Annotated in this window: 25 protein-coding genes; 9 read left to right on the top strand and 16 right to left on the bottom strand. The window is 70.3% G+C overall.

From position 1 onward, the window contains the following. Nucleotides 1-46: 46 nt before the first annotated feature. On the bottom strand, nucleotides 47-1027 hold the full coding sequence (locus ACWF7A_RS32250; RefSeq protein ID WP_452254274.1) for a S1 family peptidase: 981 nt from the start codon (nucleotides 1025-1027) through the stop codon (nucleotides 47-49). Nucleotides 1028-1556: 529 nt separating this feature from the next. Then, nucleotides 1557-2042: a hypothetical protein gene (locus ACWF7A_RS32255; protein WP_452254275.1), complete on the bottom strand. Its 486-nt coding sequence runs from the start codon at nucleotides 2040-2042 to the stop codon at nucleotides 1557-1559. Nucleotides 2043-2105: 63 nt separating this feature from the next. On the opposite strand from ACWF7A_RS32255, the gene ACWF7A_RS32260 reads away from it, so the two are divergent. Then, the gene (locus ACWF7A_RS32260) at nucleotides 2106-3035 is read left to right on the top strand and encodes a threonine ammonia-lyase (protein WP_452254276.1); all 930 of its coding nucleotides are present in this window, start codon (nucleotides 2106-2108) and stop codon (nucleotides 3033-3035) included. Further along, the gene (locus ACWF7A_RS32265) at nucleotides 3032-3940 is read left to right on the top strand and encodes a threonine ammonia-lyase (RefSeq protein ID WP_452254277.1); all 909 of its coding nucleotides are present in this window, start codon (nucleotides 3032-3034) and stop codon (nucleotides 3938-3940) included. The genes ACWF7A_RS32260 and ACWF7A_RS32265 overlap by 4 nt, the downstream gene beginning before the upstream one ends. On the opposite strand, the gene ACWF7A_RS32270 is transcribed toward ACWF7A_RS32265, so the two are convergent. Together ACWF7A_RS32270 and ACWF7A_RS32275 are read right to left on the bottom strand one after the other, a co-directional pair. Then, nucleotides 3914-5437: an MFS transporter gene (locus ACWF7A_RS32270; protein WP_452254278.1), complete on the bottom strand. Its 1524-nt coding sequence runs from the start codon at nucleotides 5435-5437 to the stop codon at nucleotides 3914-3916. The genes ACWF7A_RS32265 and ACWF7A_RS32270 overlap by 27 nt on opposite strands. After that, nucleotides 5371-6126, bottom strand: coding sequence for a GntR family transcriptional regulator (locus tag ACWF7A_RS32275; RefSeq protein ID WP_030480591.1), 756 nt, complete (start codon nucleotides 6124-6126; stop codon nucleotides 5371-5373). Before ACWF7A_RS32275 ends, ACWF7A_RS32270 begins: the two co-directional genes overlap by 67 nt. 223 nt (nucleotides 6127-6349) lie before the next feature. Between ACWF7A_RS32275 and ACWF7A_RS32280 the strand changes: the two genes are divergently transcribed. The 5 genes from ACWF7A_RS32280 to ACWF7A_RS32300 are packed head-to-tail and all read left to right on the top strand — an operon-like array spanning nucleotide 6350 to nucleotide 11913. Next, on the top strand, nucleotides 6350-7624 hold the full coding sequence (locus ACWF7A_RS32280) for an extracellular solute-binding protein (RefSeq protein WP_452254279.1): 1275 nt from the start codon (nucleotides 6350-6352) through the stop codon (nucleotides 7622-7624). Nucleotides 7625-7634: 10 nt separating this feature from the next. Beyond that, nucleotides 7635-8633: a carbohydrate ABC transporter permease gene (locus tag ACWF7A_RS32285; protein WP_452254280.1), complete on the top strand. Its 999-nt coding sequence runs from the start codon at nucleotides 7635-7637 to the stop codon at nucleotides 8631-8633. After that, on the top strand, nucleotides 8633-9451 hold the full coding sequence (locus tag ACWF7A_RS32290; RefSeq protein ID WP_452254281.1) for a carbohydrate ABC transporter permease: 819 nt from the start codon (nucleotides 8633-8635) through the stop codon (nucleotides 9449-9451). The genes ACWF7A_RS32285 and ACWF7A_RS32290 overlap by 1 nt, the downstream gene beginning before the upstream one ends. A gap of 3 nt (nucleotides 9452-9454) precedes the next feature. Beyond that, on the top strand, nucleotides 9455-10873 hold the full coding sequence (locus ACWF7A_RS32295; RefSeq protein WP_452254282.1) for a glycoside hydrolase family 3 protein: 1419 nt from the start codon (nucleotides 9455-9457) through the stop codon (nucleotides 10871-10873). Next, entirely contained in the window at nucleotides 10870-11913 is a 1044-nt protein-coding gene (locus ACWF7A_RS32300; protein ID WP_452254283.1) for an SIS domain-containing protein, read from the top strand. Before ACWF7A_RS32295 ends, ACWF7A_RS32300 begins: the two co-directional genes overlap by 4 nt. Nucleotides 11914-11969: 56 nt before the next feature. Here the strand turns inward: ACWF7A_RS32300 and ACWF7A_RS32305 are convergent, their stop codons facing one another. Beyond that, nucleotides 11970-12158, bottom strand: coding sequence for a hypothetical protein (locus ACWF7A_RS32305; RefSeq protein WP_452254284.1), 189 nt, complete (start codon nucleotides 12156-12158; stop codon nucleotides 11970-11972). Nucleotides 12159-12280: 122 nt separating this feature from the next. Continuing rightward, the gene (gene nagA, locus ACWF7A_RS32310) at nucleotides 12281-13480 is read right to left on the bottom strand and encodes an N-acetylglucosamine-6-phosphate deacetylase (protein ID WP_452254285.1); all 1200 of its coding nucleotides are present in this window, start codon (nucleotides 13478-13480) and stop codon (nucleotides 12281-12283) included. 189 nt (nucleotides 13481-13669) lie between these two features. On the opposite strand from nagA, the gene ACWF7A_RS32315 reads away from it, so the two are divergent. Beyond that, entirely contained in the window at nucleotides 13670-14344 is a 675-nt protein-coding gene (locus ACWF7A_RS32315) for a FadR/GntR family transcriptional regulator (protein WP_452254286.1), read from the top strand. On the opposite strand, the gene ACWF7A_RS32320 is transcribed toward ACWF7A_RS32315, so the two are convergent. The 3 genes from ACWF7A_RS32320 to ACWF7A_RS32330 are packed head-to-tail and all read right to left on the bottom strand — an operon-like array spanning nucleotide 14341 to nucleotide 16250. Continuing rightward, the gene (locus ACWF7A_RS32320; RefSeq protein ID WP_452254287.1) at nucleotides 14341-14520 is read right to left on the bottom strand and encodes a DUF397 domain-containing protein; all 180 of its coding nucleotides are present in this window, start codon (nucleotides 14518-14520) and stop codon (nucleotides 14341-14343) included. The two genes, ACWF7A_RS32315 and ACWF7A_RS32320, sit on opposite strands and share 4 nt — an antisense overlap. Nucleotides 14521-14528: 8 nt before the next feature. Continuing rightward, nucleotides 14529-15341 carry a helix-turn-helix domain-containing protein gene (locus ACWF7A_RS32325; RefSeq protein WP_452254288.1) on the bottom strand — a complete coding sequence of 271 codons (813 nt, stop codon included), beginning with the start codon at nucleotides 15339-15341 and terminating at the stop codon, nucleotides 14529-14531. A 48-nt stretch (nucleotides 15342-15389) separates the two neighbouring features. Beyond that, nucleotides 15390-16250, bottom strand: coding sequence for a LysR substrate-binding domain-containing protein (locus ACWF7A_RS32330; protein WP_452254289.1), 861 nt, complete (start codon nucleotides 16248-16250; stop codon nucleotides 15390-15392). A gap of 89 nt (nucleotides 16251-16339) precedes the next feature. Between ACWF7A_RS32330 and dapA the strand changes: the two genes are divergently transcribed. Further along, nucleotides 16340-17200, top strand: a complete 861-nt coding sequence (gene dapA / locus ACWF7A_RS32335) for a 4-hydroxy-tetrahydrodipicolinate synthase (RefSeq protein WP_452254290.1) — start codon at nucleotides 16340-16342, stop codon at nucleotides 17198-17200. 122 nt (nucleotides 17201-17322) lie between these two features. Here the strand turns inward: dapA and ACWF7A_RS32340 are convergent, their stop codons facing one another. The 7 genes from ACWF7A_RS32340 to ACWF7A_RS32370 form a co-directional block, all read right to left on the bottom strand. Then, nucleotides 17323-17940 (bottom strand): DUF1345 domain-containing protein, encoded by a 618-nt coding sequence (locus ACWF7A_RS32340; protein ID WP_452254291.1) that lies wholly within the window; start codon nucleotides 17938-17940, stop codon nucleotides 17323-17325. An 80-nt stretch (nucleotides 17941-18020) separates the two neighbouring features. Then, nucleotides 18021-18827 carry an alpha/beta fold hydrolase gene (locus tag ACWF7A_RS32345; RefSeq protein ID WP_452254292.1) on the bottom strand — a complete coding sequence of 269 codons (807 nt, stop codon included), beginning with the start codon at nucleotides 18825-18827 and terminating at the stop codon, nucleotides 18021-18023. A gap of 9 nt (nucleotides 18828-18836) precedes the next feature. Continuing rightward, nucleotides 18837-19709 (bottom strand): alpha/beta fold hydrolase, encoded by an 873-nt coding sequence (locus tag ACWF7A_RS32350; protein ID WP_452254293.1) that lies wholly within the window; start codon nucleotides 19707-19709, stop codon nucleotides 18837-18839. 10 nt (nucleotides 19710-19719) lie between these two features. Beyond that, nucleotides 19720-22500, bottom strand: a complete 2781-nt coding sequence (locus tag ACWF7A_RS32355) for an ATP-binding protein (RefSeq protein ID WP_452254294.1) — start codon at nucleotides 22498-22500, stop codon at nucleotides 19720-19722. A 249-nt stretch (nucleotides 22501-22749) separates the two neighbouring features. Further along, nucleotides 22750-23580, bottom strand: coding sequence for an amidohydrolase family protein (locus ACWF7A_RS32360; protein ID WP_452254295.1), 831 nt, complete (start codon nucleotides 23578-23580; stop codon nucleotides 22750-22752). Further along, nucleotides 23577-24533 (bottom strand): aldo/keto reductase, encoded by a 957-nt coding sequence (locus tag ACWF7A_RS32365; protein WP_452254296.1) that lies wholly within the window; start codon nucleotides 24531-24533, stop codon nucleotides 23577-23579. Before ACWF7A_RS32365 ends, ACWF7A_RS32360 begins: the two co-directional genes overlap by 4 nt. Then, complete coding sequence (locus tag ACWF7A_RS32370) at nucleotides 24530-24841, bottom strand: L-rhamnose mutarotase (RefSeq protein WP_452254297.1); 312 nt, start codon at nucleotides 24839-24841, stop codon at nucleotides 24530-24532. Before ACWF7A_RS32370 ends, ACWF7A_RS32365 begins: the two co-directional genes overlap by 4 nt. Between the last annotated feature and the right edge of the window lie 2 nt (nucleotides 24842-24843).

Below are 24843 nucleotides of genomic sequence, written 5' to 3' on the forward strand. Positions count from 1 at the left end.
AGAACGCCGCGGCACCCGCAGGTGCCGCGGCGTTCTCAGCGCAGTCCTAGCCCCGCGTGAGGGTCAGGCCGTAGCGCGACAGGATCGGGTTGAGCGGCTGGAAGTACGTGGTGCCGCCGGACGAGCAGTTGCCCGAACCGCCGGACGTCACGCCCTGGGCCTGGCCGAAGCCGGAACCCGCCACCCACGAACCACCCGAGTCGCCACCCTCGGCACAGGCGTTGGTGCGGGTGAGGCCCCGGACCTGGCCCTGCGGGTAGTTCACGGTCTGGTTGAACGCCTGCACGGTGCCGCAGCGCCATCCGGTCGTGGAACCGGAACGGCAGATCTGCGAGCCGACAGCCGCCTGGGTGGAACCCTTCACGACGACGTTCGAGCCGCTGCGGTTCACCCACGGGCGCGGGGTCCAGTTCGCGTTGGTGCGCACCCAGGCGTAGTCGTTGCCGGGGAACACCGAGCCCGCGAACGTGCCCTGTGCGACGCGGTTGGAGCCGGACACCGCGGTGCCGGTCGTGCCGCAGTGGCCGGCGGTGACGTAGCCACCGGTCACGGAGAAGCCGAGCGAGCAACGCCCGCCGCCCATGTAGATGGCCTCACCACCACGCAGGTCGTACAGCGGCGTGGGGCTCTCGGTCACCTCCTCGACCTTCACGGTCGAGCCGATGGACTTCGCGGTGGCGATGAAGCTCTCCGCCGCGGCGTCGCGGACGTTCTTGTTGACCTCGACCACGACGCTGTTCGACTTCGCGTCGACGCGCCAGCTCGTGATCGCCGCGGGGGCGGTCATGAGGTCGAGAACCGACTTGGTCCCGTTGAGCTGGGTGAGCGAGTTCTTCACGATCTGGGTGTCCGCGCCGGTCACGGAGAGTCCCGGCTTGGTCACTGCCACCGTCAGTCTGCCGCTCGCCTGGTCGATCCAGGCTCCGCCGAACGCGTCGCCCAGCGACGCCTTCGACTGCTCCGCGATCTCGCTCGACTTCTGGTCAGAAGCCAGACGGACGCGTGCCTGGTCAGCGTTCAGGCCCAAATCACGCTGGACCGCTTGGAGCAATTCGGCCGGGTAGCTCTCCGTATCGGAACCGGTTGGGGCGACTGGTGCGGCAGGCGCGCCAAACGCCGGTACGCTGAGAGCAGTCACGACTCCGGTGGCGAGCAACACGGCACCGGTTACACGGGCCGCACTCGTGCGGTTCATCAAGACGTCTCCCTCACTTTCGGGTGCAGGGGAACCCGAGAGATCGGTTGCAGGGACCTCTCTCGGGGGCTCTAGGGGGACGGGTGGTGGGGCGGCGGCAGGGGTCGCCCCACCCCTCCCATCCCTTGTTGCCTCTCGAAACCAGTGCCGGCGCCGGGCTCAAGCGGACGTGCCACGAGCCTCATTGCGCCTCCTCCCGGTCTCTTTCGGCCCGAATCTTTACGCCCGTTCGAGTGAAGTTGCGGGCCTGTCGGCTATGACGCCCCGCCTCGAACGTGAACGAAGTGTGTCACAGCTCACGACAGATCAACTGCGGTGCGTAGCAATTGACAGTTAACTATCGCTCAACGTAGTGACGTGATCACCGAGTGGTGTCGGGCGCCGACGAGGGCGTCGAGCTGTCCGTCGGCTGCCGGGATTCGGTCGTCGACGAGGGCGCGGTCGTCGTGGTGTCACTCGACGGCGATGGAGAGGACGTGCTCGGAGGAACCGTGACGGTCATCGTCTCGGTCTTCGTCGTCTCGGTGTGCGTCTCGGTCTGGGTGCTTGTGGACGGTGTACCCGGATCCGCCGTGACGGGTCTGCCGGTCACGAGCTGGACGCTCGTCATCGTGAGGACGGTCACCACGAACACGAGCACGCCGCCGACAGCTACTACCTGCCAACGCTTTTCGCGTTCCATCGACCGTTGGTAGAACACGGCGCCGAGTGTGGTCACGACGCTCGCGAGGACGGCACCGACGATGGTGCCTACGAGGTTGAGGCGAAGGCTCAGCACGGCCGCGGTGGCGGCGGCGAGCACACTCGCGATGAGCTTGACGGGGGTGATCTTCTCCTTCTCAGACATGACACACGTAGGACGTTGGGCACAGTTCACCGGTTGTGCCCTGGTGACGTGCATCATCGACGCATGCGCCTGGTGACTCTCGAAGAAGTCCAAGCGGCCGCCGCCGCGATCGCCCCGCATGTCGTCCACACCCCGTTGCTGCCGTTCGACTCACGACTGTGGATCAAGCCCGAGTCGCTGCAGCCGATCGGTGCGTTCAAACAGCGCGGCGCGGTGAACGCGTTGTCCCGCATACCTTCCGAGGACCGGGCGCGCGGTGTCGTGGCGTACTCGAGCGGTAACCACGCGCAAGCGGTCGCCTACGCCGCCAGGACCCTCGGCATGCCGGCCGCGATCGTCGTACCGGAGAACACACCGCAGCTCAAGATCGACGCGACGCGGTCGCACGGCGCGGAGGTGTTCGTCGTCGGCATCACCGAACGCGAGTCGCGCGCCTACGAACTGGTCGAGGAGCGGAAGGCCACGCTCATCCCGCCGTTCGACCACCCCGACGTGATCGCGGGCCAGGGCACCATCGGCCTGGAGGTCTGCGCCGACCTCCCCGACGTGGCGACGATCCTCGTGCCGGTGAGCGGCGGCGGACTGATCTCCGGCGTCGCGGTGGCCGTGAAGTCGTTGCGCCCCAACGTCCGCGTCATCGGCGTCGAACCCGAGCTGGCCGGTGACACCGCCGCGTCGTTCGCCGCCGGCGAGCAGGTCCACTGGGACGCGCACGATCGCGCCCGGACCGTCGCGGACGGACTGCGCGCCGAACCGTCCGAACTGACGTGGGCGCACATCCGCGAGTACGTGGACGACGTCGTGACCGTCTCCGAGGACGAGATCCGGGACGCGGTGAGGCAGATCTCCCGCCGCACGCGGGTCGTGTCCGAGACGAGCGGCGCCGTCGCCGTCGCCGCCTACCTGAACCGCGACCTGCCGTCCGGTCCGGCCGTCGCGGTGGTCTCCGGAGGCAACATCGAGCCGGCCCAGTTCGCGTCGATCCTCGGATGATCGCGCTCCCAGACATCCGTTCGGCGGCGGCGGTGATCGCACCCCACGTGGTGCGCACGCCGTTGCTGCCGTTCGGTCCTGGATGGATCAAGCCGGAGAACCTGCAGCCGATCGGCGCGTTCAAGCTCCGCGGCGCGTTGAACGCGTTGGCACGCCTGGAGAATCGTGCCAACGGCGTAGTGGCCTACTCCAGTGGCAACCACGCGCAGGCCGTGGCGTTCGCCGCGCGCCTGCACGGGGTGCCCGCCGCGATCGTGATGCCGGACAACACCCCGGCGGTCAAGATCGAGGCGACGAGGGCGCTGGGGGCCGAGGTCTTCATCGTCGGCATCACCGAACGCGTCGAGCGCGCGGAGGCCCTGGTCGCGGAACGCGGCGCGGCGCTGATCCCCCCGTTCGACCACCCCGACGTGATCGCCGGTCAGGGCACGATCGGCCTGGAGATCCTCGCCGACCTGCCGGACGTCGAGGCCGTCGTGGTGCCGATGTCCGGCGGCGGCCTGATCTCGGGCGTCGCGACGGCGATCAAGTCGCTGCGCCCGGACGTCCGCGTGCTCGGCGCGGAGCCCGAACTGGCCGCGGACATCGCGGAATCGCTCACAACGGGCGAACTGGTGCGCTGGGACCCGCTGAAACGGGCTCAGACGGCCGCAGACGCGTTGCGGGACGAACCCTCGGCGCTCACCTGGGCGCACATCCGCGCGCACGTGGACGACGTGGTCACGGTGTCGGAGGACGAGATCCTCACCGCCGTCGCCGATCTCGCCCGCCGGGCGCGGCTGGTCGCCGAACCGAGCGGGGCCGTCGCGGTGGCCGCGCAGCGCAAGATCGGCGGCGGGGGCGTCGCCGTCGTGTCCGGCGGCAACGTCGACCCCGGCCTACTGGCGCGCCTTCTCGCCACCTGAGCGGATGTGCGTGGGCGGCCCCTCCACCCCGCAGTGCAGGCACTCCCCGGGGTGCGGGGCCTCCTGCTGCTCCGGCGCCGCCGACAGCACGCCGTTGTCCACGCCGAACGCCAGCACGCCGCCGATGATCGCCGCGACCGCGCACAGCACGAGCGCCATCTGCCATCCGGCGGTCATCACGACCGGGTTCGCGTAGTCCTCGCCCATCAGCCCGACCGCCGCGGGCAGCACGGCCATCGCGAGCAGGCTGCCGGTGCGGGCCACGGCGTTGTTCACGCCGGACGCGACACCCGCGTGGTGATCAGGGGCGGAGGCGAGCACGGTGGCCGTCACCGGCGCCACCACGATCGCCAGGCCGATGCCGAACACGAGCACGCCCGGCAGCACTCCGAAGACGTACGAGGCACCGGGAACGGCGTTGCGCAGCAGCAACATGCCCACGCCGACCAGGATCGGGCCGACGATCAGCTGCAACCGCGGCCCGTACCGCTGGGCGATCTTCCCCGACGTCGAGGACGCCAGCAGCATGATGATCGTGATCGGCACGCTCGCGAGGCCCGAGGCCGTCGGCGAGTACCCGAGAGAGATCTGGAGCTGCAGCACGAGCAGCACCATCACGCCGCCCAGTGCCGCGTAGACCAGGAACGTCACCACGTTCGAGACCAGGAACGTCCGGTCGCGGAACAGCTCCGGCGGCACCAGCGGGTCCGCGGACCGCTTCTGGACGAGCCCGAACGCGATCATCGCGGCCAGGCCGGCGGCCGCCACCACGTACGACTGCTCGACGAGCCCGCCCGTCAGCAGCGCGAGCCCGACCGCGCCGACCAGCGCGGACAGGTAGTTCGGGTGCCCCGAGGTCTCGTCGCGCGACTCCGGCACGTATCGCAGCGCGAGGACCACGCACAGCGCGGCGACCGGCAGGTTCACCAGGAACGCGAGCCGCCACGACCAGGCCTGCACGAGCAGCCCGCCGACCAGCGGCCCGACCGCGGTGGCCACGCCGGACAGCCCGGACCAGGCGCCGATCGCGCGGGAGCGGTCCTCCCGGTTGAACGACGACTGCAGGATCGCGAGGGCGCCCGGCGTCAGCAACGCCGCGCCCACGCCCTGCAGCACCCGTGCCGCCACCAGCACCGGGACGTTCCACGCGGCACCGCACAGCAGCGACGCGACGCCGAACCAGATCACGCCGACGACGTAGACCCGGCGGCGCCCGAACCTGTCGCCGAGCGACCCGGCGACCAGGATCAGCGAGGCCAGCGCGAGCAGGTACCCGTTGAGGATCCACTGCAGGTCGGTGACCGACGCGCTGAGCTCGGCGCCGATCCGGGGCAGCGCCACGTTGACGATCGTCCCGTCGAGCATCGCCATGCCCGACCCGAGGATCGTCGTGGTGAGCACCAGGCGAGCACGCGGCGTGCCCCAGGCGATCAAGACGGCCGGTTCAGCGTGGCGACGAACTTGTAGCGGTCTCCGCGGTAGACCGAACGCACCCATTCGATCGGGTTGCCCTCGGTGTCGAACGAGTGCCGCGACAGCAGCAGCATCGGCAGGCCGATGTCGGCGCCGAGCAGCTCCGCCTCCTCGGGCGAGGCGAGCGCCGTCTCGATCGTCTCCTCGGCGTGGCCCATCTCGACGCCGAACCGCTCGGACAGCACCTGGTAGAGCGAGGCACCGGGCGCGAGGTACCGGCGCAGACCGCGGAAGCGGCCCAGCGCGAGGTGCGTCGTCTCGATGGCCATCGGCTCGTTGTCGGCCAGGCGCAGGCGGTGCAGGCGCAGCACCTTCGCACCCGGACGCACGCCCAGGTAGCGGGCGAGCTCCGCCTCCGCCGGCATCTCCGAAGCCTCGATCAGCTTCGACGACGGCACACGTCCCTGGGCCCGCATGTCCTCTGTGTACGAAGACAGCTGCAACCTCTGGGCGACCTTCGGTTCCGCCGCGAAGGTGCCCTTGCCCTGCACCCGGAGCAGCCGGCCTTCGACCGTCAGCTCGGCGAGCGCCTGGCGGACGGTCGTCCTGGAGACGTCGAACTCCGCGGCCAGCGACCGTTCCGTGGGGATCGGCGAACCGGGCGGCAGCGCCCTCAACAGGTCGAGCAGGTGCCGCTTGAGACCCCAGTACTTGGGTTCGCGTTGTGCACGCGTCCTGGCGTCCACGCCTGATGCAGGCGTCGTCTCCAGCATGGCCTCCTCCTCGCACTCCACGTCACGCCCCACAAGGATGCCTTGTCCGTGTCGATTCGTGCGTCCGAACCCCCGACATCCGCCCCGAAATTCGTCCGATGACTTCGCAACGTCTTGGCAACGCGCTTGACAGACGCGGTGACGCAGCACACGCTGTTCCGCATTGGTCTACACCACTTGGACCGCTCGGCCGAGAGCCGGGCTTGGTGAAAGGGCGCGAACTGTGAAGGGCTGGAGAGGACTCGCTGCTGGTGCCGCCGCGCTGGCAGTGGCCGTGTCAGGCTGTGGCACGAGCACGAACAGCGGTAGCACCACGGAGACCAAAGAGATCACCGTGTGGCTCATGGACGGCTCCGCGCCGACTACCCTGACCGACGCCTTGAACAAGGAGTTCGAGTCGGCGAACGGGATCAAGGTCAAGTACGAGGTCCAGAAGTGGACCGGCATCCAGGAGAAGCTGACCACCGCGCTGGCGAGCAGCACGCCGCCGGACGTCATCGAACTCGGCAACACCCAGATCGCGGGCTTCGCCGACCAGGGCACCCTGGCCGACCTGACCGCGGACGCGAGCCAGTTCAACAGCGGTGAGTGGCTGGGCGGTCTGAAGGACTCGCTGACGCTCAACGGCAAGCAGTTCGGCGTGCCGTTCTACGCCGCGAACCGCACCGTCATCTACCGCACGGACCTGTTCCAGGCGGCCGGCATCACCACGCCGCCGACCTCGCGTGCCGAGTGGATCGACGCGATCAACAAGCTGAAGGCCGCGAACGCGTCCAACCCGGACTTCCAGGCCCTGTACCTGCCTGGCCAGTCCTGGTACTTCCTGCTGTCCCTGATCTGGGACGAGGGCGGCGACATCGCCAAGCAGGACAACGGCAAGTGGACGAGCACGCTCGACAGCGCGCAGTCCAAGGCCGGCTTCGAGGCCTACAAGGCCCTCTACGACGCCTCCGCCGCCAAGAAGGCCCCGGCTGACACCGACGAGGCGAAGCCGCAGCAGTACGAGGTCTTCGAGACCGGCAACGTCGGCATGATGATCGGTCTCCCGTGGGAGCTCGGCAGCGCCGTCAAGGACAAGCCGGAGCTCAAGGACAAGACCGCGGCGTTCCCGATCCCGTCCAAGAAGGCCGGCTCGTCCGCCCCCGTGTTCCTCGGTGGCTCGAACCTCGCCATCCCGACGGCCAGCAAGAACGCGGCCGCCGCCAAGAAGTGGCTGTCGCTGCTGTCGTCCAAGAAGTACCAGGACATGCTCGCCGAGGGTGGCGCGGTTCCCGGTACCTCGAAGGACACCTCGAAGCTCGAGACCAACGCGGTCGGCAAGGCGCTCGCCGCCTCCGCGCCGAACGGCAAGGTCACCCCGAGCTCGCCGAAGTGGGGCGCCGTCGAGGCGGGCCAGAACCCGCTGAAGGACGCTCTCACCGCGTACCTGTCCGGCGCGAAGCCGCTGGACCAGGCGACCAAGGACGCGAGCGACGCCATCACCAAGGCCTTGGGCTAGCCCAGCTGAGATGACGGCCGTCAAAACGACCGAAACGGCAGCGCCGGCGGGGACCATCCCCCCGGCGCTGCCGCCTGCCGTGACGGGTGGGGCGCGCAAGCGCCGCCGCCGTGGCAGCGCCTTCGACCGGGCGCTGCCCTACCTGCTGCTCGCTCCCGCGCTCATCGCGATCCTCTGGCTGATCGGCTGGCCGGTCGTCTCGGTGTTCGTGACGAGCTTCCGCCAGCTCAACCTCGGTGAACTGGTCCGCGGCGAGATCGTGTGGACCGGGCTCGACAACTACGTGACGGTGCTCCAGGACGAACGGTTCTGGGACGTCTCGGTGCGCACCCTGGTGTTCACCGTCTCCGTCGTGGTCGCCTCCGTCGGCATGGGCCTCGGGATCGCACTGCTGATGCGTGTGCTCACCCCGTGGGTCAGGGTCGCGCTGCAGATCGCGATGCTCTGCGCGTGGGCCATGCCGATCCTCGCGTCCACCACGGTCTACCAGTGGATGTTCGACCAGAACTACGGCATCTTGAACAAGACGCTGGTGCAGCTGGGTTTCGACTCCTTCGCCGGCTACTCGTGGTTCTCCTCCGGCACGTCGACGCTGTCCGTCGTCGGGCTGCTGATCGTGTGGCAGGCGATCCCCTTCCTCGCCTTCTCGCTCTACGCAGGGCTCGTCGGCATCCCGCGTGACCTCTACGAGGCGGCGGGCATCGACGGCGCGACGGGCTGGCAGACGTTCCGCGCGGTGACGTGGCCGGAGATCCGGCAGCTGCTGATGATGGTGACGTTCCTGTCGACGTTGTGGGACTTCAAGGTCTTCGCCCAGATCTGGGTGTTCCGCGAGGGCGGTCCCAGCGGTGAGAGCACGACCCTGCCGGTGCTGCAGTACCTGGAAGGCATCGCGAAGAGCCACTTCGGCGTCGCGGCCGCGATCTCCGTGCTGATGATGGTCATCCTCGGCCTGATCACGTTCCAGTACCTGCGCAAGCTGCTGCAGACGGAGGAGGGCAAGATCTGATGCTCAAGAAGTCCGCGGCGAACCTCGCGGGAGTCGCTCTCGCGCTGTTCTTCATCTTCCCGACGTACTGGATGGTCACGTCGGCGTTGAAGCCCAAGGGTTCGACGATCACGTCGGACTACGACCTGATCCCGTTCTCCGTGACGTTCACGAACTTCGTGACGGCGTGGACGAAGCCGGGCTTCCTGTCCTCGCTCGGCAACAGCCTCCTGGTGACGCTGACCGCGGTCGTCGCGGCGATCGTCATCGGCATCACGGCGGCGGTCGCCATGTCGCGCTTCGCCTTCCGCGGCCGCAAGAGCTTCGTGCTGCTGATGCTCGTCGCGCAGATGGCGCCGTTCGAGGCGTTGCTGATCCCGATGTTCCTGATGATGCGCGACCTCGGGCTCTACGAGCACCTCACGTCGCTGATCCTCGTGTACTTCGCGGTGACGCTGCCGTTCTGCGCGTGGACGTTGCGCGGGTTCGTCAACGGCATCCCCGCGGAGCTCGAAGAGGCCGCGATGGTCGACGGCTGCGGCCGTTGGGGAGCGTTCCAGAAGGTGACGCTGCCGTTGCTCGGACCGGGTCTCGTGGCCACCTCGGTGTTCGCGTTCATCACGGCGTGGAACGAGTTCCTCTTCGCCAAGGTGCTGATCCGCAGCCAGGACAGCGAGACGCTGCCCGTGTGGCTGTCCGGGTTCCAGACCGCGTTCGGCACCGACTGGGGTGGCGCGATGGCCGCGTCCGCCCTGTTCACCGTGCCCGCGCTGGTGTTCTTCCTCATCGTGCAACGCAAGATGGTCGCCGGCGTCACCGCCGGTGCTGTGAAGGGATGACGCGTGGATCAGTTGGCCGCTGCCGTTCTGCTTCCCGGCTTCACCGGAACGACCGCCCCCGACTGGTTGCTGCGGCGGGTCGCTGACGGCCTCGGCGGCGTTGTGCTCTTCGGACGCAACGTCGTCGACGACGCCCAGGTGACGAAGCTGTGCACCGAACTGCGTTCGGTGCGCCCGGACGTGGTGATCGGCATCGACGAGGAGGGCGGCGACGTCACGCGTCTCGACGCGGGTCGCGGCTCCGAGGTGCCGGGCAACCACGCCCTGGGCGCGGTGGACGACCTCGACCTCACGCGCTCGGTGGCCGCGTCCATCGGCGCGCGGCTGGCGAAGTGCGGGATCTCGCTGAACCTCGCGCCCTCCGCGGATCTGGTGCTGACGCTGGACGACCCGATCATCGGCGTCCGCGCGTTCGGCTCGGACCCGGTGGTCGCCGCGCGGCACGTCGCCGCGTGGGTGGAGGGACTGCAGGCCGTGGGCGTCGCCGCCTGCGCCAAGCACTTCCCGGGCCACGGAGCGTCCACTGAGGACTCTCACGAGCAGCTGCCGGTGCTCCCCCGCACCGAGGAGCAGTTGCGGGCCGTGGAGCTCGTCCCGTTCCAGGCGGCCGTGCACGCGGGCGTCCGCTCGATCATGACCGGCCACCTCGTGATCCCCGAGTGGGGTCCGGCGCCGGTGACGCTGAACAAGCACGCCATCGACCTGCTGCGCACCGAGCTGGGCTTCACCGGCGCGGTGATCACGGACGGCCTGGACATGAAGGCCGTCGGCGGAGACCTGGCCGTCGGTGCCGTGCGCGCGCTGGCCGCGGGCGTCGACTCGTTGTGCCTCGGCGGCATGTCCCTCGACGACGAGGACCTGCAGTGGCTGATCGACTCGATCGTCGCGGCCGTGAAGTCCGGCGACCTGTCCGAGGAACGCCTGACCCAGGCCGCCGCCCGCTCCCTGGCCCTGGGCCTTCCGCCCACCTCCGTGGACGCCCACGACGCCGAGATCGGTCTCACAGCCGCTCGACGCGCTGTCGAGGTGCGGGGCCGGGTTAGTGTCGGTGCGGACCCGGTCGTCGTCGACCTGGTGGTGGACCCGTCGATCGCGGTCGGCGACGTCCCGTGGGGCCTCGGCCCCTACCTGCGCGAGGTACTTCCGGGCACGGAGGTGATCGCGGTGCGCGACGTCCCCGCGGAAGAAGTTGCGAAAACCGCAGGTGACCGCACGATTGTGGTCGTGACCCGGGACGCCCACCGCCACACTGGCGCTCGACAACTGGTAACAAACTTAACTAATCTGGGCAAGGACGTCGTGCACGTCGAAACCGGCGTGCCTGGTCCAGACCTGGGCAGCGTCGCCCGCATCGACACCCACGGCGGTTCTCGGGTGAGCCTCCGAGCCGCGGCCGAGCTGATCCTGAAAGGCACGACATGACCACGCCCCAGCCAGGCCGGCACATGGCCGCGGAGATCGCGGCCCAGCCGTCGATCTTCTCCGACCTCTACGCCTCGCGTTCCACGATCGCCGAGGTGGCGGCCGTGATCCGGGAACGGGCCCCGCGCTTCGTGCTCTTCGCGGCCCGCGGCTCGAGCGACCACGCGGCGATCTACGCCAAGTACCTGACGGAGATCCTGCTCCAGCTCCCCGCGGGCCTGGTCTCGGCGTCGACCACGACGCTGTACGGCGCCGAGCCGGACCTCCGCGACGTCCTGCTCGTCACGGTCTCGCAGTCGGGCGGCTCCCCCGACCTGCTGGAGGTCACCGCCTCCTACCGCAGGCGCGGCGCCCTGACGGTGGCCGTCACGAACACCGCCTCCTCGCCCCTGAACGCGGCCGCCGAGCTCTCGGTGGACGTCTCGGCGGGCGTGGAGCACGCGGTGGCCGCCACCAAGACCTACTCGGCGACGTTGCTGGCGCTCTACCTGCTCATCGACGCCGTCCGCGGCGGCAACGGCGAGGCGGCGGCGTCACTGGGCGAGCTGGCCCAGGTGACCCTGGACCAGGCGACCCCGACCGTCGACGAGGCGGTCCGCCGGTACCGCTTCGTGGACCGCGTCCTCACCACGGGCCGCGGCTACTCCTACGCCACGGCACTGGAGGCGTCGCTGAAGCTGGCCGAGACCTCGTACCTGGCGGCCCGCGCGTACAGCGGCGCGGACCTCCTGCACGGTCCGGTGGCGGCGGTGGACGGCGAGACGGCCGTCCTCGCGATCACCTCGCTGGGCAAGGGCGGCGACTCGCTGCGCGACGCCCTCGACGTGGTGCACCAGCGCGGCGCGGACGTGGTGGCCGTCGGCTCGGCCTCGGAGAAGGTCGGAGCGACGTTGTCGATCGCGATCCCGGAGACGGCCGAGGAAGTGGCACCGGTCCTGGAGATCCTGCCCGTGCAGCGCCTGGCCCACGGCCTGGCGCTCGCCCGCGGCGGCGACCCGGACAGCCCTCGCGGCCTGAACAAGGTCACGCGCACGCTCTGATCGCGCGAACCGAAGAGCCCCGCCTGGTCCCCCCAGGCGGGGCTCTTTTCGTTCTCTCAGCCGAAAACGTCCTCGACGAGCTTCTTCGTGACGGCCTGGAACGCCTGCGCCAGTGACAGGTCCGCGTCGTCGACGTAGTTCAGCGCGGCGGTCAGGGTCCTGCCGCCGTCGGGTACATCAACGCGGCGTGGCCCATCGTGCCGCCGTTGTGCGTCCCGCATCGTCCCCAGCCCCGTGCTCGACATCGACTATTTCGTTGCAACGGGATGGAAATCCAACGCAACGATCATCGCAACGAACTGGATCTGAACGCGACGAGGGGCGCCTCCCCCGATCCACTCCGGGAAGGCGCCCCTCGTCGTTCGTCCTACTGCCCCGCGGTGGCGTACCCGGCCGCGACCGGCACGGCCGGCACCGCCGCGTCGAACACGACCCGACCGTCGACCCAGACCTTCTTGGGCCGCAGGTCGTCGTCCCACCACACCAGGTCCGCGACGGCACCCGGCGCCAGGCGACCGAGACCGGACTCGCCGATGACCTCGGCGGGCACGATGGTCGCCGAGGCGAGAGCGTCCGCCACAGGAACACCCACGGACACGATGTTGCGCACGGCGCGGTCGAGCGTGAGCGCCGAACCCGCGATCGTGCCCTCCGGCGACCGCGGCACACCGTCCTCGGTGAGCAGCACGTCCGCACCACCGAGGTGGTAGCGGCCGGGCGGCATCCCTGCGGCGGCCACGGCGTCGGTGACCAGTGCGACTCGTGCCCCGGCGGCGTTGAACACGAGACGACACACGTCAGGACCCACGTGGGCGAGGTCCGCGATCAGCCCGAGGGTGAAGCGTTCGTCGACCAGAGCCACGCCGGGCACACCGGGTTCACGGTGTCCCAACGGCCTCTGGGCGTTGAACAGGTGCGTCACCATCCGGGCACCCGCGTCCGCGGCGGCACGGGTCTGCTCACCCGTGGCATCGGAGTGGCCCACCGCGACGAGCACGCCGGCCTCGACGAGACGGCGGACCGCCTCCAGACCACCGGGCTGTTCGGGAGCCATCGTCACCATCCGCAGGGCGCGGCGGATGAGCTCGTCGTCGAGGAGCGCCGAGATCTGGTCAGGACCAGGCTCGACCATGAACGACGGGTCGTGCACCCCTGCCCGTTTGGGCGACAGGAAGGGGCCTTCGAGATGTACGCCCAGCGGCCGGGCACCCACTCCGTCCGGCAGTGCGGCGGAAGCGGCGAGCACGGCCCTGGCCTGCCTCAACACCACGTCGACCGGTGCGGTGATCAACGTGGGCAAGAACCGGGTCACACCGGTGGACGGCAGAGCTTCGGCCACGGAACGCATTCCGGCGGCGTCCACCTCGGCGAAGTCGACGCCGACGGCGCCGTTCACCTGCACGTCGACCAGGCCCGGCGTCAGCAGGCCGTCGGACAGGACCTCCGCGCCGGGTGGTGCTTCACCGGTGGTCACCTCGACGATGCGGCCGTCCCTGATCCGCACCGAGGCAGGACCGACGATCGTGCGACCGAGCAAAGCGCGCGGTGCTGCGACAACGGCGTCCAAGATCCCTCCTTGAATGGTCCAGACCATTATGGCCACAACAGGGGTTCACGTCACGTGTCGTTACTAGATAACCATCTCACAAACCACTTGGTGAATGAGGTCCGAAATGACCGGCGTGCCACGAAGATGACCATCCGTGGCGCATACTGGTCCCCAGACATCCGAGGTCTACGACGAGTTGAGGGTGCCGTGGCAGTCACCGACGACGCGATCCTGCGCGTCAAAGAGATGATCGTTTCGGGCGAGCTGAAGCCCGGCGATCGCCTCCCACGTGAGGCTGACCTGGCAGAACGTCTTGGTCTGTCGCGCAACTCGCTGCGCGAGGCGGTGAAGGCGCTGTCACTCGTCCGGGTGTTGGACGTCCGGCAGGGCGACGGCACGTACGTCTCCTCGCTCAGAGCCGACGACCTGCTCGGTGCGCTGTCCTTCGTGCTCGACCTGCACCGCGGCGAAGATTCGGTGTTGGAAGTCCTCCAAGTCCGCCGCATCCTCGAGCCCGCGGCAGCCGCCATGGCCGCCCAGAGGGTGGACGCGGACGAGATCGTCAAGCTCCGCGCGCTGTGCGACGCCGCCGAGGGCGCCAAGTCCGTGGAGGAACTGGTCGAGCACGACCTCGACTTCCACCGCGCCATCGCCCAGTGCTCGGGCAACGCCTACCTGGCGCAGCTGCTCGACACGCTGGCGGGCCCCACCGTGCGGGTGAGGATCTGGCGCGGCATCACCCAGTCGAACGCCGTCGACCGCACGGTCGCCGAGCACCGCGCCATCGTCGACGCGCTGGCCGCCCATCAGCCGGAGCTGGCGCGCAGCTGGTCCACGGTGCACGTGGCCGGCGTGGAGCAGTGGTTGTCGGACCTGGCCTAGTCGAAGTCGCCGCGCTTGACGGCGTCCAGGAACACGCCCCAGCCCGGTACGACGATGGTCGACGGCGTGTTCTTGGAGTCACGCACCAGCGCGGTGGAGCTGTTCAGCGCCACCTCGACGCAGTCGCCGTTTCCCCCGCTGTTGCTACGGCTGCTCTTGCGCCACACGACGGACACTTCGATCCCTACCTCTCGGCAGCCAACCTCTCGATCAACGCGGCGGACTCCTCCGGAGTCAACGCCAGCTTCGAGAGGTGCTTGAAGGTGAGGGTAGCCGACTTCACCCGAGCCGGATCCTCGATGTGGATCGACCCTTCGGTGTGTTCGACGTACAGCACGCGGGGGTCGCTGGGGTAAGGAAAATCCAGCAGGGTGAACGAACCGTTGTACCCCTCGTGCAGCCCCACCGAGTCCAGGATGACCTGCACCGTGACGCTGGGCAGCCCGGCCACCTCGTTGATGTACGCCAGCTGTTCCCGGTCTGCGTGGCGAAGCGCGGATTCCGTGACGATCGCGTGGTACCGGACCGGCTTGTCAGCCTCGAGGCGCTGCCGTCGGCGTGCTCGAATCGCGATCTGGTCCTCGACCCACTTCTTCGACCGAGGCGACCGCACGCTGGCGAACAGCGCGCGCATGTACCTCATCGTCTGCAACAGGCCAGGGACATAGCTCGCCTGGAAGGTCAGGATCACCGTGGCGTCGTGTTCGAGGCTGATGTAGCCCTGATCCTCCAGCCGGTACTGGTGCCACCAGGCCTTCTCGTCCGCGAGCTGCCACATCTCGACGTACGGCTCCTGGTCGTCGGCGATCACGCCGTAGACGTCGAGCATCGTCTCGAACGCGCTGTAGTCCGGGACCTGGCCGTTCTCGATGCGGCTGACCTTCGCGATGTTGTAGCGCAGCCGCTCGGCGATGTCCTTCTGGCTGAGCCGCGCCCTCTCGCGCAGCGCCTGGAGAGCCCTGCCGAGGCGCCGCTGCCGGAAGGTGGGTTCGGACACGAATGAAACGGTATCGGCGTGATCTGGAATCTGAGATTCTCACCGCGCCTAGACCTGGCGTAGCTGCTCCAGCACCGCCCGCACGGCAGGCTGCCCGTCGGCCCGGTTCCGCACCACCGCCGACACGGTCCGGAACACCTCCTGCTTCAACGGCCGCAACGCCACCCCGGGCCGCCGCGCCACGGACGGCACCAGCGCCACCCCGAGCCCGGCCTCGACCAGCCCGCACATCACCCCGAAGTCGTCGCAGTAGGCCTGCGCCCGCGGCACGAACCCGGCGGCGCCACACGCCCGCTGGGTCAGCTCGTGGCACGAGGCGTCGGTGCGCGGCATGATCCACGGCCGGTCGGCCAGCACCGCGAGGTCGACGGAGTCCTGCTGCACCAACGGGTCGCTCAACGGCAGCGCCACGTTCACGGGCTCCACGAACAGCTCGAACGACTCGCAGGACTCGGGCAGCGACCGCGGCATGATGTTGTACGAGTGGATCACCGCGATGTCGACGTCCCCGCGCCGCAGGGCGGGGAGCGACGCCTCCGGTTCCATCTCGTGCACGAACAGCTCCACATCGGACCCGTGCGCCTGCCGCAGCACCTGGATCACGCGCGGCAGCAGGGCGGCGACGGACACGAACGCCCCGACGCGCACGACACCCGAGACGGACGTGCGCAGCGAGGCCAGGTCGGCCTCGGCCGCGGCCAGCTGGTCCAGCACCAGCTGCGTGTGGGCCGCCAGAACATGCCCGGCGCGGGTCAGCGCGAGCCGCCGCCCGTCCCGTTCGACCAGGGCGACCCCGGCCTCGCGTTCCAGGGCGGCCAGCTGCTGGGAGACCGCCGGCGAGGTCACGTGCAGGGCCTCGGCGGCGGCCGTGACCGTGCCGTGGACCGACAGAGCGTGGAGCAATCTCAACCGTCGCACATCCAACACAAAGCTCAGCTTAACGTTCCGAGCAGAACTTCTAACTGGAACTTTGCGAAAACTGGAGCCACGCTGGAGTCATGTTCGGACGAGTGCTGGTAGCGATGGTCACCCCGTTCACCCCCGACGGTGACCTGGACCTCAAGGGTGCGCAGGAGCTGGCCGCGCACCTCGTCGACAAGGGTGGCGCGGACGGGCTGGTCGTCAACGGCACGACCGGCGAGGCGCCCACGACCACCGACGCCGAGAAGGCGCAGATCATCAGGGCCGTGAAGGAGGCCGTCGGCGACCGGACGCAGATCCTCGCGGGTGTCGGCACCAACTCCACGCGCCACACCGTCGAGCTCTCGAAGCAGGCCGAGGAGAGCGGCGCGGACGGCCTGCTGGTCGTCACGCCGTACTACAGCAAGCCCACGCAGGAGGGCGTCGAGAACCACTTCCGGCAGGTGGCGAACGCGTCCGGCCTCCCGGCGCTGCTCTACGACATCCCCGGCCGCACGGGCACCGCGATCGACACCGAGACGCTGCTGAGGCTGGCGGAGCACCCGCGGATCGTCGGCGTGAAGGACTGCAAGGTCGACCTGCTCGCGACCGCCCGCGTGATCGCCGAGACCGGCCTCGACTACTACTCCGGCAACGACGAGCTGATCCTGCCGCTGTACTCGATCGGCGGCGTCGGCACGGTCAGCACCGTCGGCCACGTCGTCGGCAACGAGATCAAGGCGATGCTCGACGCCTACGACGAGGGCGACAACAAGGAGGCCCTGCGCCGCCACCAGGCGCTGCTGCCGGTGATCACCGCGATCATGACCCGCGAGCCCGGTGCCGTCGCCGTCAAGGCCGCGCTGAACCTGCTCGGCCTGCCGTCCGGCCCGGTCCGCGAACCGCTCGTCGGCGCGACGCCGGAGCTGATCAACGAGTTGAACGCCCTCTTCGCCTAGCTGCAGCACCGGAGGAGCACGTCGACCTTCCCCCACCAGCCCACTTCCAGGCAGCGGGGGGTGGCGCGAGGAGGCGTGTTCGATCCGGCATCGGAGATGAGCCGGGTGGACGTTCGGCGTGATCAGCCGCCGATCACGCCGATGGCGATGCCGAGCATCGCGGTGTTGTAGACGAACGACAGCACGCCGTGCGCGAGAAGCCGCAGCCGGATCCCGGAGGTGTGCGACTCGACGTCGGAGACGGCGAACGTGGTGCCGACGGTGAACGAGAAGTACGCGAAGTCGATGAACGTGGGGTGTTCGGTGCCGGGGAACACCAGCAGCTTCTCGGGCAGGGCGGCGTAGTACGCCTGCGCGTAGCGGTCGGCGTAGCCGAAGTGCAGGATCCCCCACGCCAGCAGCACCGCGGGCACACCCACGATCTTGCCGTTCATGGCCTCCTGGCTGCCCTCCTCGCTGACCACGATGAGCAGGCCGGCCATGATCCCGATGACGCTGGTGATCAACGTGAACAGCGTGCCGCTGCGGCGGCCCAGCGCGGTCTTGACCCACGCGCCCTGGTCGTCGCCCGCCCGCTTGCCGCGCCTGAGGCGGATGATGCGGATCGCGAGGTAGACGACGGCGAGGACGTCCCACAACGCGATCCACCTGAGGTCGTCCAGGAAGAAGATCGGGAAACCGAGCAGGACGAGCGTGCCCTCGATGATCCGGGACAGCACGACGGACGGGCTGAAGCGCATGACTTTCCTTCGTCGGGACAGCAGGGGGTGGCCGGTCGGACCGGCCCCGCGACCCTCCTGGTCGCGGGGCCGGGAGGGCGTCAGCCCGCGGCGCGGAGGACCAGTTCGGCGACCGCGTTCGGACGCGAGACCGCCACGGCGTGCGAGGCTCCGTCGACCGTCACGGTGGTGCGTGAGCCGGCTCGGTCGGCCATGAACTTCTGCGCCCGCACGGGGATGTTCTTGTCGGCACCGGCCAGCAGGAACCACGAGGGGACGCTCGCCCAGGAGGGCGTGCCGGACGCCTCGTTCAGGGCGGCGTCCCGGATGGGTCGCTGGGTGCTGGCCATGAGAGCGGCCTGCCGCGCCGGGACGTCGGCCGCGAACTGCTGCCGGAAGAGCGCGGGTTTGATGTGGAGGTCCGCCGAGCCGTCGGGCAGCGGGACCGGTGCCAGCGTCTCGCCCAGCGTGCCGCCGGGGTACTTCGCGGCGAGCTGTGCCGCTGCCTCCCCCTCGGCGGGGGCGAAGGCGGCGACGTACACCAGAGCCTTCACCTTCGGGGAACGTGCCTTCACGTTGGTGATGACGGCGCCGCCGTAGGAGTGGCCGACGAGCACCACGGGGCCGTCGATGGCGGCGAGACGCGCGTCGAGGGCCTCGGCGTCGGAGGCGACTCCGCGCAGGGGGTTGGCCACGGCGACGGCGGTGAAACCGCGTCGCTGCAACCGTTCGATGACGGGGTTCCAGCTCGCGCCGTCGGCGAAGGCGCCGTGGACGAGGACGATCGTGGGCTTCTGCCCGGCAGCCGGGTAGGCGGCCACCGCGTTCGAGATGCCGAACAGGGTGAGACCGGCGGCGACGAGGAACACGAGCAGCAGAGCGGTGGTGCGGTGGGTGAGCGTGTGCATGTCCGGTTCTCAGTCTGTGAGGAAGGCGATCAGGGCGGCGTTGACCTCGGCCGCGTGGGTGAGCAGCAGGCCGTGCGGCGCGCCGTCGATCTCGACGTAGCGCGCGTCGGGCAGGCGGCGGCGGAACTCGCGGGCGGTGGCGTCGATCGGCAGGATGCGGTCGGCGGTGCCGTGCAGGATCAGCGACGGCACGTCGATGCGCTCCACGTCGGCCCGGAAGTCCGTCAGCCACGCCGGGACGCACGCGTACGCCGCCACGGGCGCCGAGGCGATGGCGGTGGCCCAGTTCGCCCGCAGCGCGGCGTCGCTGAGACGGGACCCGAGGGTCTCGTCGGTGTTGAAGAAGTCGACGAAGAAGTTCTCGTACCAGGCGTAGCGGTCGGCCTCGGCCTGCGCGGCGATGCCGTCGAACACCGACTGCGGCACGCCCGCGGGGTTGTCCTCGGTCTGCAGCAGGAACGGCTGGAGCGCGCCGAGGAAGGCCGCCTTCGCCACGCGCTGCGAGCCGTAGGTGCCGAGGTAGCGGGCGACCTCGCCCGAGCCCATCGAGAAGCCGACGAGGACGACGTCGTTCAGGTCGAGCCGGGTCAGGACCTTGTCGAGGTCGCCCGCGAAGGTGTCGTAGTCGTAGCCCGTCATGGTCTTGCTCGACCGGCCGAAGCCCCGGCGGTCGTAGGTGATGACCCGGTAGCCGGCCTTCACCAGCGCGTCGGTCTGCTTCTCCCACGACTGCCCGTCCAACGGGTAGCCGTGGATCAGGACGACCGGCTGGCCGGAGCCGTGGTCCTCGTAGTACAGCTCGACATCGGTCGAGCCCTCGGTGCCGACGGTGATGGTTCCCATGGTGCCTTCCCGCCCGTCCGCCGTGTGCGGATCGGGCACGGCACGAAACCTAGGGAGCGAGCAGGGCCGGCCGCGTCCGTTGGACTACGTCTTCGGCGTACGTCATCGTGCCGCGCAGCACCGAGGCGAGCTCGCCCCGTGACGTCACGCCCAGTTTGGGGAACATCCGTTGCAGGTGCGTGCTCACCGTCCTGGGCGAGACGTACAGCCGCTCGCCGATCTCCCGGTTGGTGAGCCCCTGCGCGGCGAGCTGGGCGACGTGCAGCTCGGTCGACGTGAGCCGGTCGACGGCGGCCGGGTCCTGGCGTGGTGAGGACGTGCCCGCCGCGCGCAGCTCCTGGCGTGCCCGCTCCGCCCAGGCCGACGCGCCGAGCGCGTCGAAGACCTCGCGGGCGGCCTGCAGGACGACGCGGGAGTCCGCGGGCCGCCGGTGCCGCCGCAGCCACGCGCCCAGGGCGAGGTGCACCCGCGCCCGTTCGAACGGCCAGTCGACGGGCACGGCGTCGAGGGCCGCCCGGTAGAGCTGCTCGGCGGCGTCCGGCGGGCTGAGCAGGGCTCGGGCCAGGCTCACCCCGCAGTGCAGGGCGGGCGAGGGCGTCCCCTCCGCGAGAGGCGTCAGCTCCCGCAGAACCTCCCGCGCCGCTTCGGAGAACTCGCTGCGCACGGCCGCCTCGACCAGTTCGGCGACCCCGTAGAACCGCAGCCAGGGGTGGAAAGCGGGATCGACGGGGTCGAAGACGCGCTGCAGGTGACCGAAGGCGTCGCCGTAGCGCCCCTGGCAGAGTGCTTCCTGGCCGCGGGCCATCTGCACGATGGCCAGTGCCGGACGCGCGCCACAGGGCAGAGCGGTGCGCTCCGCCTCCGCTGCCCACGCCTCCGCCCGCGGGTCGCCGCAGACGGCGGCGATCTGTGCGCGGATGGCGTGCACCATGGCGTGCACGAGGGGCTGACCGGTCTCCCGGGCCAGCTCCGCGGCCTCCTCGGCGGCGAGGTGAGCAGCGCGCACGTCGCCGAGACGAGCGGCACTGCCCGCCTGGACGCACAGCGCCCGGGCCAGCATCGACAGACGTCCCTGTGCCCGGAGCAGGTCCAGCGACCTCGCGGTCAGCCGGCCGGCCAGGGCGGGAGCGCCCACCGTCACCGCGGCGGCGCCCAGGAGCTGGTCGCCCTCGGCGTCCTCGGACGAGCGCTCCAGCTGACCGGCCAGTGCCTCGAGGGCCGCTCGTCCGCTCTCGACGGGTGCGCAGTACGCCCGCAGGGCCACCAGGTCGGCGTTGTCCGCGTCCACGGACATCCGGCCCGCCGCGGCGGCGACCCGCAGCCGAGCGGCCGGTCCCGGCTCTCCCCAGAAGCAGTGCAGGACCGCGCCCCACAGCATGCGCAGTCCGAGCACGGGCTCACCACCGGCGGCGATCTCGACGGCCAGCTCGGCCAGCTCGGCGGTCGCGGTGCCCTCCCCCTGCGCCGCCCCTTCGACCAGGGCGATGCCGACCCAGGCCGCACGGCCCTGGTCCCGGACCGACAGGTCCAGCGAGCGCGCCCGGGCGACCAGGTGCGCCGCGACGTCGCTCTGGCCCGACTCCAGGGCGAGCTCGGCCGCGCGCAGCAGCCGGTCCGCGCGAGCGGAGGGGTCCGCGGTCAGCTCGGCCGCTCGCCGCAGCGCGGCCAGTGCCGCGCCGACGCCACCGCGCCGCACGGCCCTGCCGGCGGTGAGGTCGAGATCCCGCGCCGCGTGCTCGTCGGGACCGGCGGTGGCGGCGGCGCGGTGCCACGCCTGCCGGTCGGGCCGGCCCTGGAGCTCGTGGGCGAGAGCGGCGTGCGCGGCCTGGCGTTCCGCGGCCGTCGCGGCGTGGTGCATCGCCGAACGGACCAGCGGGTGCCGGAAGACCATCCCCCAGGGCTCGAGCAGGCCCGCGCCGACCGCCGGCTCGAGGGCGGCGACGCCGACCGCGGTCCCCAGCATCCGGGCAGCGGCGGCGAGGCACTCGTCCATCGTTCCGTCACCGTTGAGAGCCGCGAGGAGGAGGACCGCCCGTGTGTCGGCCGGAAGCCGGGAGACGCGTGCCGTGAAGGTCCGCTCCAGCCGCTCGGTCAACGGCAGCGGCCCCGGCGTGAGGGCGTAGGCACCACCGACCGACCGCAGCGCGACCGGCAGCTCGGTCAGCGCCAGCGGGTTCCCGGCCGCCTCCACCAGCAGTCGCCGCCTCACCTGCTGCCCCAGGCCGGGGGCGACCGCGTCGAGCAGCTCCCCCGACACCTCGTCCGTCAGCGGGTCCAGGTGCAGCACGGGCAGCCCGGCGCAGCCGAGCCGGTCGTCGAGGCAGCGGGTGACGGCGACCAGGGCGAGGGGGTCGGACTCGATCCGCCGCGCGACGAACCCGAGCACGTCGAGGCTGTCCCGGTCCATCCAGTGGGCGTCCTCGACGACCACCAGCAGCGGTGCCTTCACGGCCGCGTCCGACAGCAGGGTCAGTGCGGCCAGGCCGACGAGGTAGAGGTCCGGCACGGACTCGTCGACGAGCCCGACGGCCGCGCGCAGGGCAGCGCGTTGCGGCGCCGGCAGGTCGTCGATCCCGTCTCGGAGCTGGTGGACCAGTTGGTGCAGGCCGGCGCAGGGCACGTCCTCCTCCGACTCCACGCCCACCGCCGTGATCACCCGCGTCCCGTGGTCGGCGGCCTGCGCCGCCGCCTCCGCGACCAACGCCGACTTGCCGATGCCGGGGGCGCCGAGGACGACCACAGCGCCGCCCGACCCCGAGGCGGCCTGCTCGACCAGGGCGGCCAGTGCACGGCGCTCCGTCTCGCGACCCAGCAGCGCCCGTCGTTGCATGCGCGCTCTCTCTTCCGTGTGACGTCCCGCTGCCGGCGAGCGGCCGCGGTCCGCAGAATGGCACGCGCGTCGCTTCGGGCAAAGCGAGGACTCCGCTGCCCACGGGGGTATTCGAGCACCCGACTGAACATCCCACGGGGCTCGTCGCTCACGAGGTGGTGCGGTTCACATCCACGCCCCGGTGCCGGGGCTCTGACAACGTCGATCGGGACACTCGGCGACCGGCACAGCCGCGGTCGGTGACCGTGCTCAGAGCGCGTAGACCCGGCCGGCGGTGCCCGCGAAGATCGAGGCCTGCTCGTCGGGAGACAGCTCGGAGGTCAACTCCCGGGCGGCACCGAGCCACTCGTCGTAGGTCGCGGCCAGCAGGCAGACGGGCCAGTCCGAGCCGAACATCAGCCGCTCGGGGCCGAACGCGTCCAGCACGACCTCGAAGTACGGCCGCAGGTCGGCGACGCTCCACGACGTCCAGTCGGCCTCGGTGACGAGCCCGGACAGCTTGCACGTCACGTTCTCGTGCGCCGCCAGCGAGCGGATCGACGCGGCCCACTCCCCCGGATCCGTTCCGATCGCGGGCTTCGAGCAGTGGTCCACCACGAACCCCACCTGCGGCAACGCCGCCACGGTCCGGCGCGCGGCCGGCAACTGGTGCGGCAGCGTCAGCAGCTCGTAGACCAGCCCGTGCGCGCCGACCTGGGCGAGCCCGTGCCAGACGTCCTTGCGGCACAACCACTCCGGGTCGGGCTCGCCCTGCACCTGGTGCCGGATCCCGCGCAGCCACGAGCCGTCGGGCGAGTCCACCAACGCCGTCAGGGCGTCACCGACAGCCGCGGACGTCAGGTCGACCCAGCCCACCACCGCGCCGACGACGTCCGAAGAGGCCGCCACGGCGAGGAACTCCGGCGTCTCCTCCGGCACGCACACCGTCTGCACCAGCACGGACGTGGACACCTCCGACGCCACCGCGACGAAGTCGGGCTCCAGGAACGACCGCCGGATCACGCCCATCGGCGGGTCGGTGATCCAGTCCTGGTCTCGCACCGACAGGTCCCACAGGTGGTGGTGAGCGTCGACGATCACGGCGTCGGAACCTCCTCGCCCAGCAGCCCCAGCGACTTCAGCTCGGCCCACAGCCCGGCGGGGATCGGCGCCGAGAAGTAGGCCGCGTTCGAGGTCATCTGCCCGGAGTTGCGCGCCCCGATCACGACCGACACCACCGCCGGATGCCCGAGAGCGAACTGGATCGCCGCCTCGGGCAGCGTCACGCCGTGCCGCGAGCACACCTCGGCGACGGCCCGGGCCCGTGCCACCAGGGCAGCGGGCGCGTCCTCGTAGTTGTACTTCGCGTCGGCGGCCACCTCGGGCTTGGACAGCAGTCCGGAGTTGAACACCCCGCACGCCACCACGGAAACACCGCGCTCCAGACACAAAGGCAGGAATGAGGGCAGCGAAGGCTGCTCCAGCAACGTGTACCGCCCGGCCAGCATCACCACGTCGATGTCGGTCTCGCGGACGAACCGCTCCGGCATCTCCCACTGGTTCATGCCGACGCCGATGGCACCCACGACACCCTGCGACCGCAACGACTCCAGGGCCGGATAGGCCTCGGAGAACGCCGCGTCCCAGTACTCGTCGGGATCGTGGATGTAGACGACCTCCACCCGATCGGTCCCGAGACGCTCCAAAGAGGACTCCAGCGACCGCTTCACGCCGTCGGCCGAGTAGTCCCGGATCCGGCGGAAGTGGCGCGGGACCGCGAAACCCTCGTCGTCGAACCCTTCGCCGTCGAACGGCTCCAGCACGCGCCCGACCTTCGTCGAGACCACGTACTCGTCGCGCGGCCGTCCGGCGAGCCCCAGTCCGATCCGGCGTTCCGACAGCCCGAGCCCGTAGTGCGGCGCGGTGTCGAAGTAGCGCACGCCCGTCTGCCACGCCGCCTCGACCGCCCCGAGCGCCTCCTCGTCGGAGATCTCCCGGTACAGGTTGCCGATCGGCGCGCCACCGAAGCCCAGACGGGACACATCGATCTTCACGGCAGCTCCCACACGAGTCGCACAGCGGGTTCGGCGCCGGAGTAGTCGTCCTCGACCTCCAGCAGTTCGGCCATCCGAGCCTGCCACGGAACGTTGGCGGGGTGCTCGGCCAGATGCGCGCGCATCGCGCGGTAGTCATCGACCTCGACGAGGTGGAAGAGCTCGCGCCCAGAACGCCAGATCCGCCACGACCGCACCCCGGCCTCGCGCAACGCCCCGTCCAGCTCCCGGGGAATCGTCGCGTGGATGCGGTCGTAGTCGGCCTCGCGTCCCTCGCGCAGCCGGGTGTGCAGCGCAACGGTCTCCAACG

It is taken from the genome of Lentzea sp. NPDC055074, assembly GCF_053608005.1.

What these genes read in the sequence shown, in the direction of transcription:
- ACWF7A_RS32255 (WP_452254275.1), bottom strand. Translation starts at nt 2,042, where the DNA reads ATGTCTGAGAAGGAGAAGATCACCCCCGTCAAGCTCATCGCGAGTGTG.
- ACWF7A_RS32260 (WP_452254276.1), top strand. Translation starts at nt 2,106, where the DNA reads ATGCGCCTGGTGACTCTCGAAGAAGTCCAAGCGGCCGCCGCCGCGATC.
- ACWF7A_RS32265 (WP_452254277.1), top strand. Translation starts at nt 3,032, where the DNA reads ATGATCGCGCTCCCAGACATCCGTTCGGCGGCGGCGGTGATCGCACCC.
- ACWF7A_RS32270 (WP_452254278.1), bottom strand. Translation starts at nt 5,437, where the DNA reads ATGGGTGCGTTCGGTCTACCGCGGAGACCGCTACAAGTTCGTCGCCAC.
- ACWF7A_RS32275 (WP_030480591.1), bottom strand. Translation starts at nt 6,126, where the DNA reads ATGCTGGAGACGACGCCTGCATCAGGCGTGGACGCCAGGACGCGTGCA.
- ACWF7A_RS32285 (WP_452254280.1), top strand. Translation starts at nt 7,635, where the DNA reads ATGACGGCCGTCAAAACGACCGAAACGGCAGCGCCGGCGGGGACCATC.
- ACWF7A_RS32290 (WP_452254281.1), top strand. Translation starts at nt 8,633, where the DNA reads ATGCTCAAGAAGTCCGCGGCGAACCTCGCGGGAGTCGCTCTCGCGCTG.
- ACWF7A_RS32300 (WP_452254283.1), top strand. Translation starts at nt 10,870, where the DNA reads ATGACCACGCCCCAGCCAGGCCGGCACATGGCCGCGGAGATCGCGGCC.
- ACWF7A_RS32305 (WP_452254284.1), bottom strand. Translation starts at nt 12,158, where the DNA reads ATGTCGAGCACGGGGCTGGGGACGATGCGGGACGCACAACGGCGGCAC.
- dapA (WP_452254290.1), top strand. Translation starts at nt 16,340, where the DNA reads ATGTTCGGACGAGTGCTGGTAGCGATGGTCACCCCGTTCACCCCCGAC.
- ACWF7A_RS32340 (WP_452254291.1), bottom strand. Translation starts at nt 17,940, where the DNA reads ATGCGCTTCAGCCCGTCCGTCGTGCTGTCCCGGATCATCGAGGGCACG.
- ACWF7A_RS32345 (WP_452254292.1), bottom strand. Translation starts at nt 18,827, where the DNA reads ATGCACACGCTCACCCACCGCACCACCGCTCTGCTGCTCGTGTTCCTC.
- ACWF7A_RS32355 (WP_452254294.1), bottom strand. Translation starts at nt 22,500, where the DNA reads ATGCAACGACGGGCGCTGCTGGGTCGCGAGACGGAGCGCCGTGCACTG.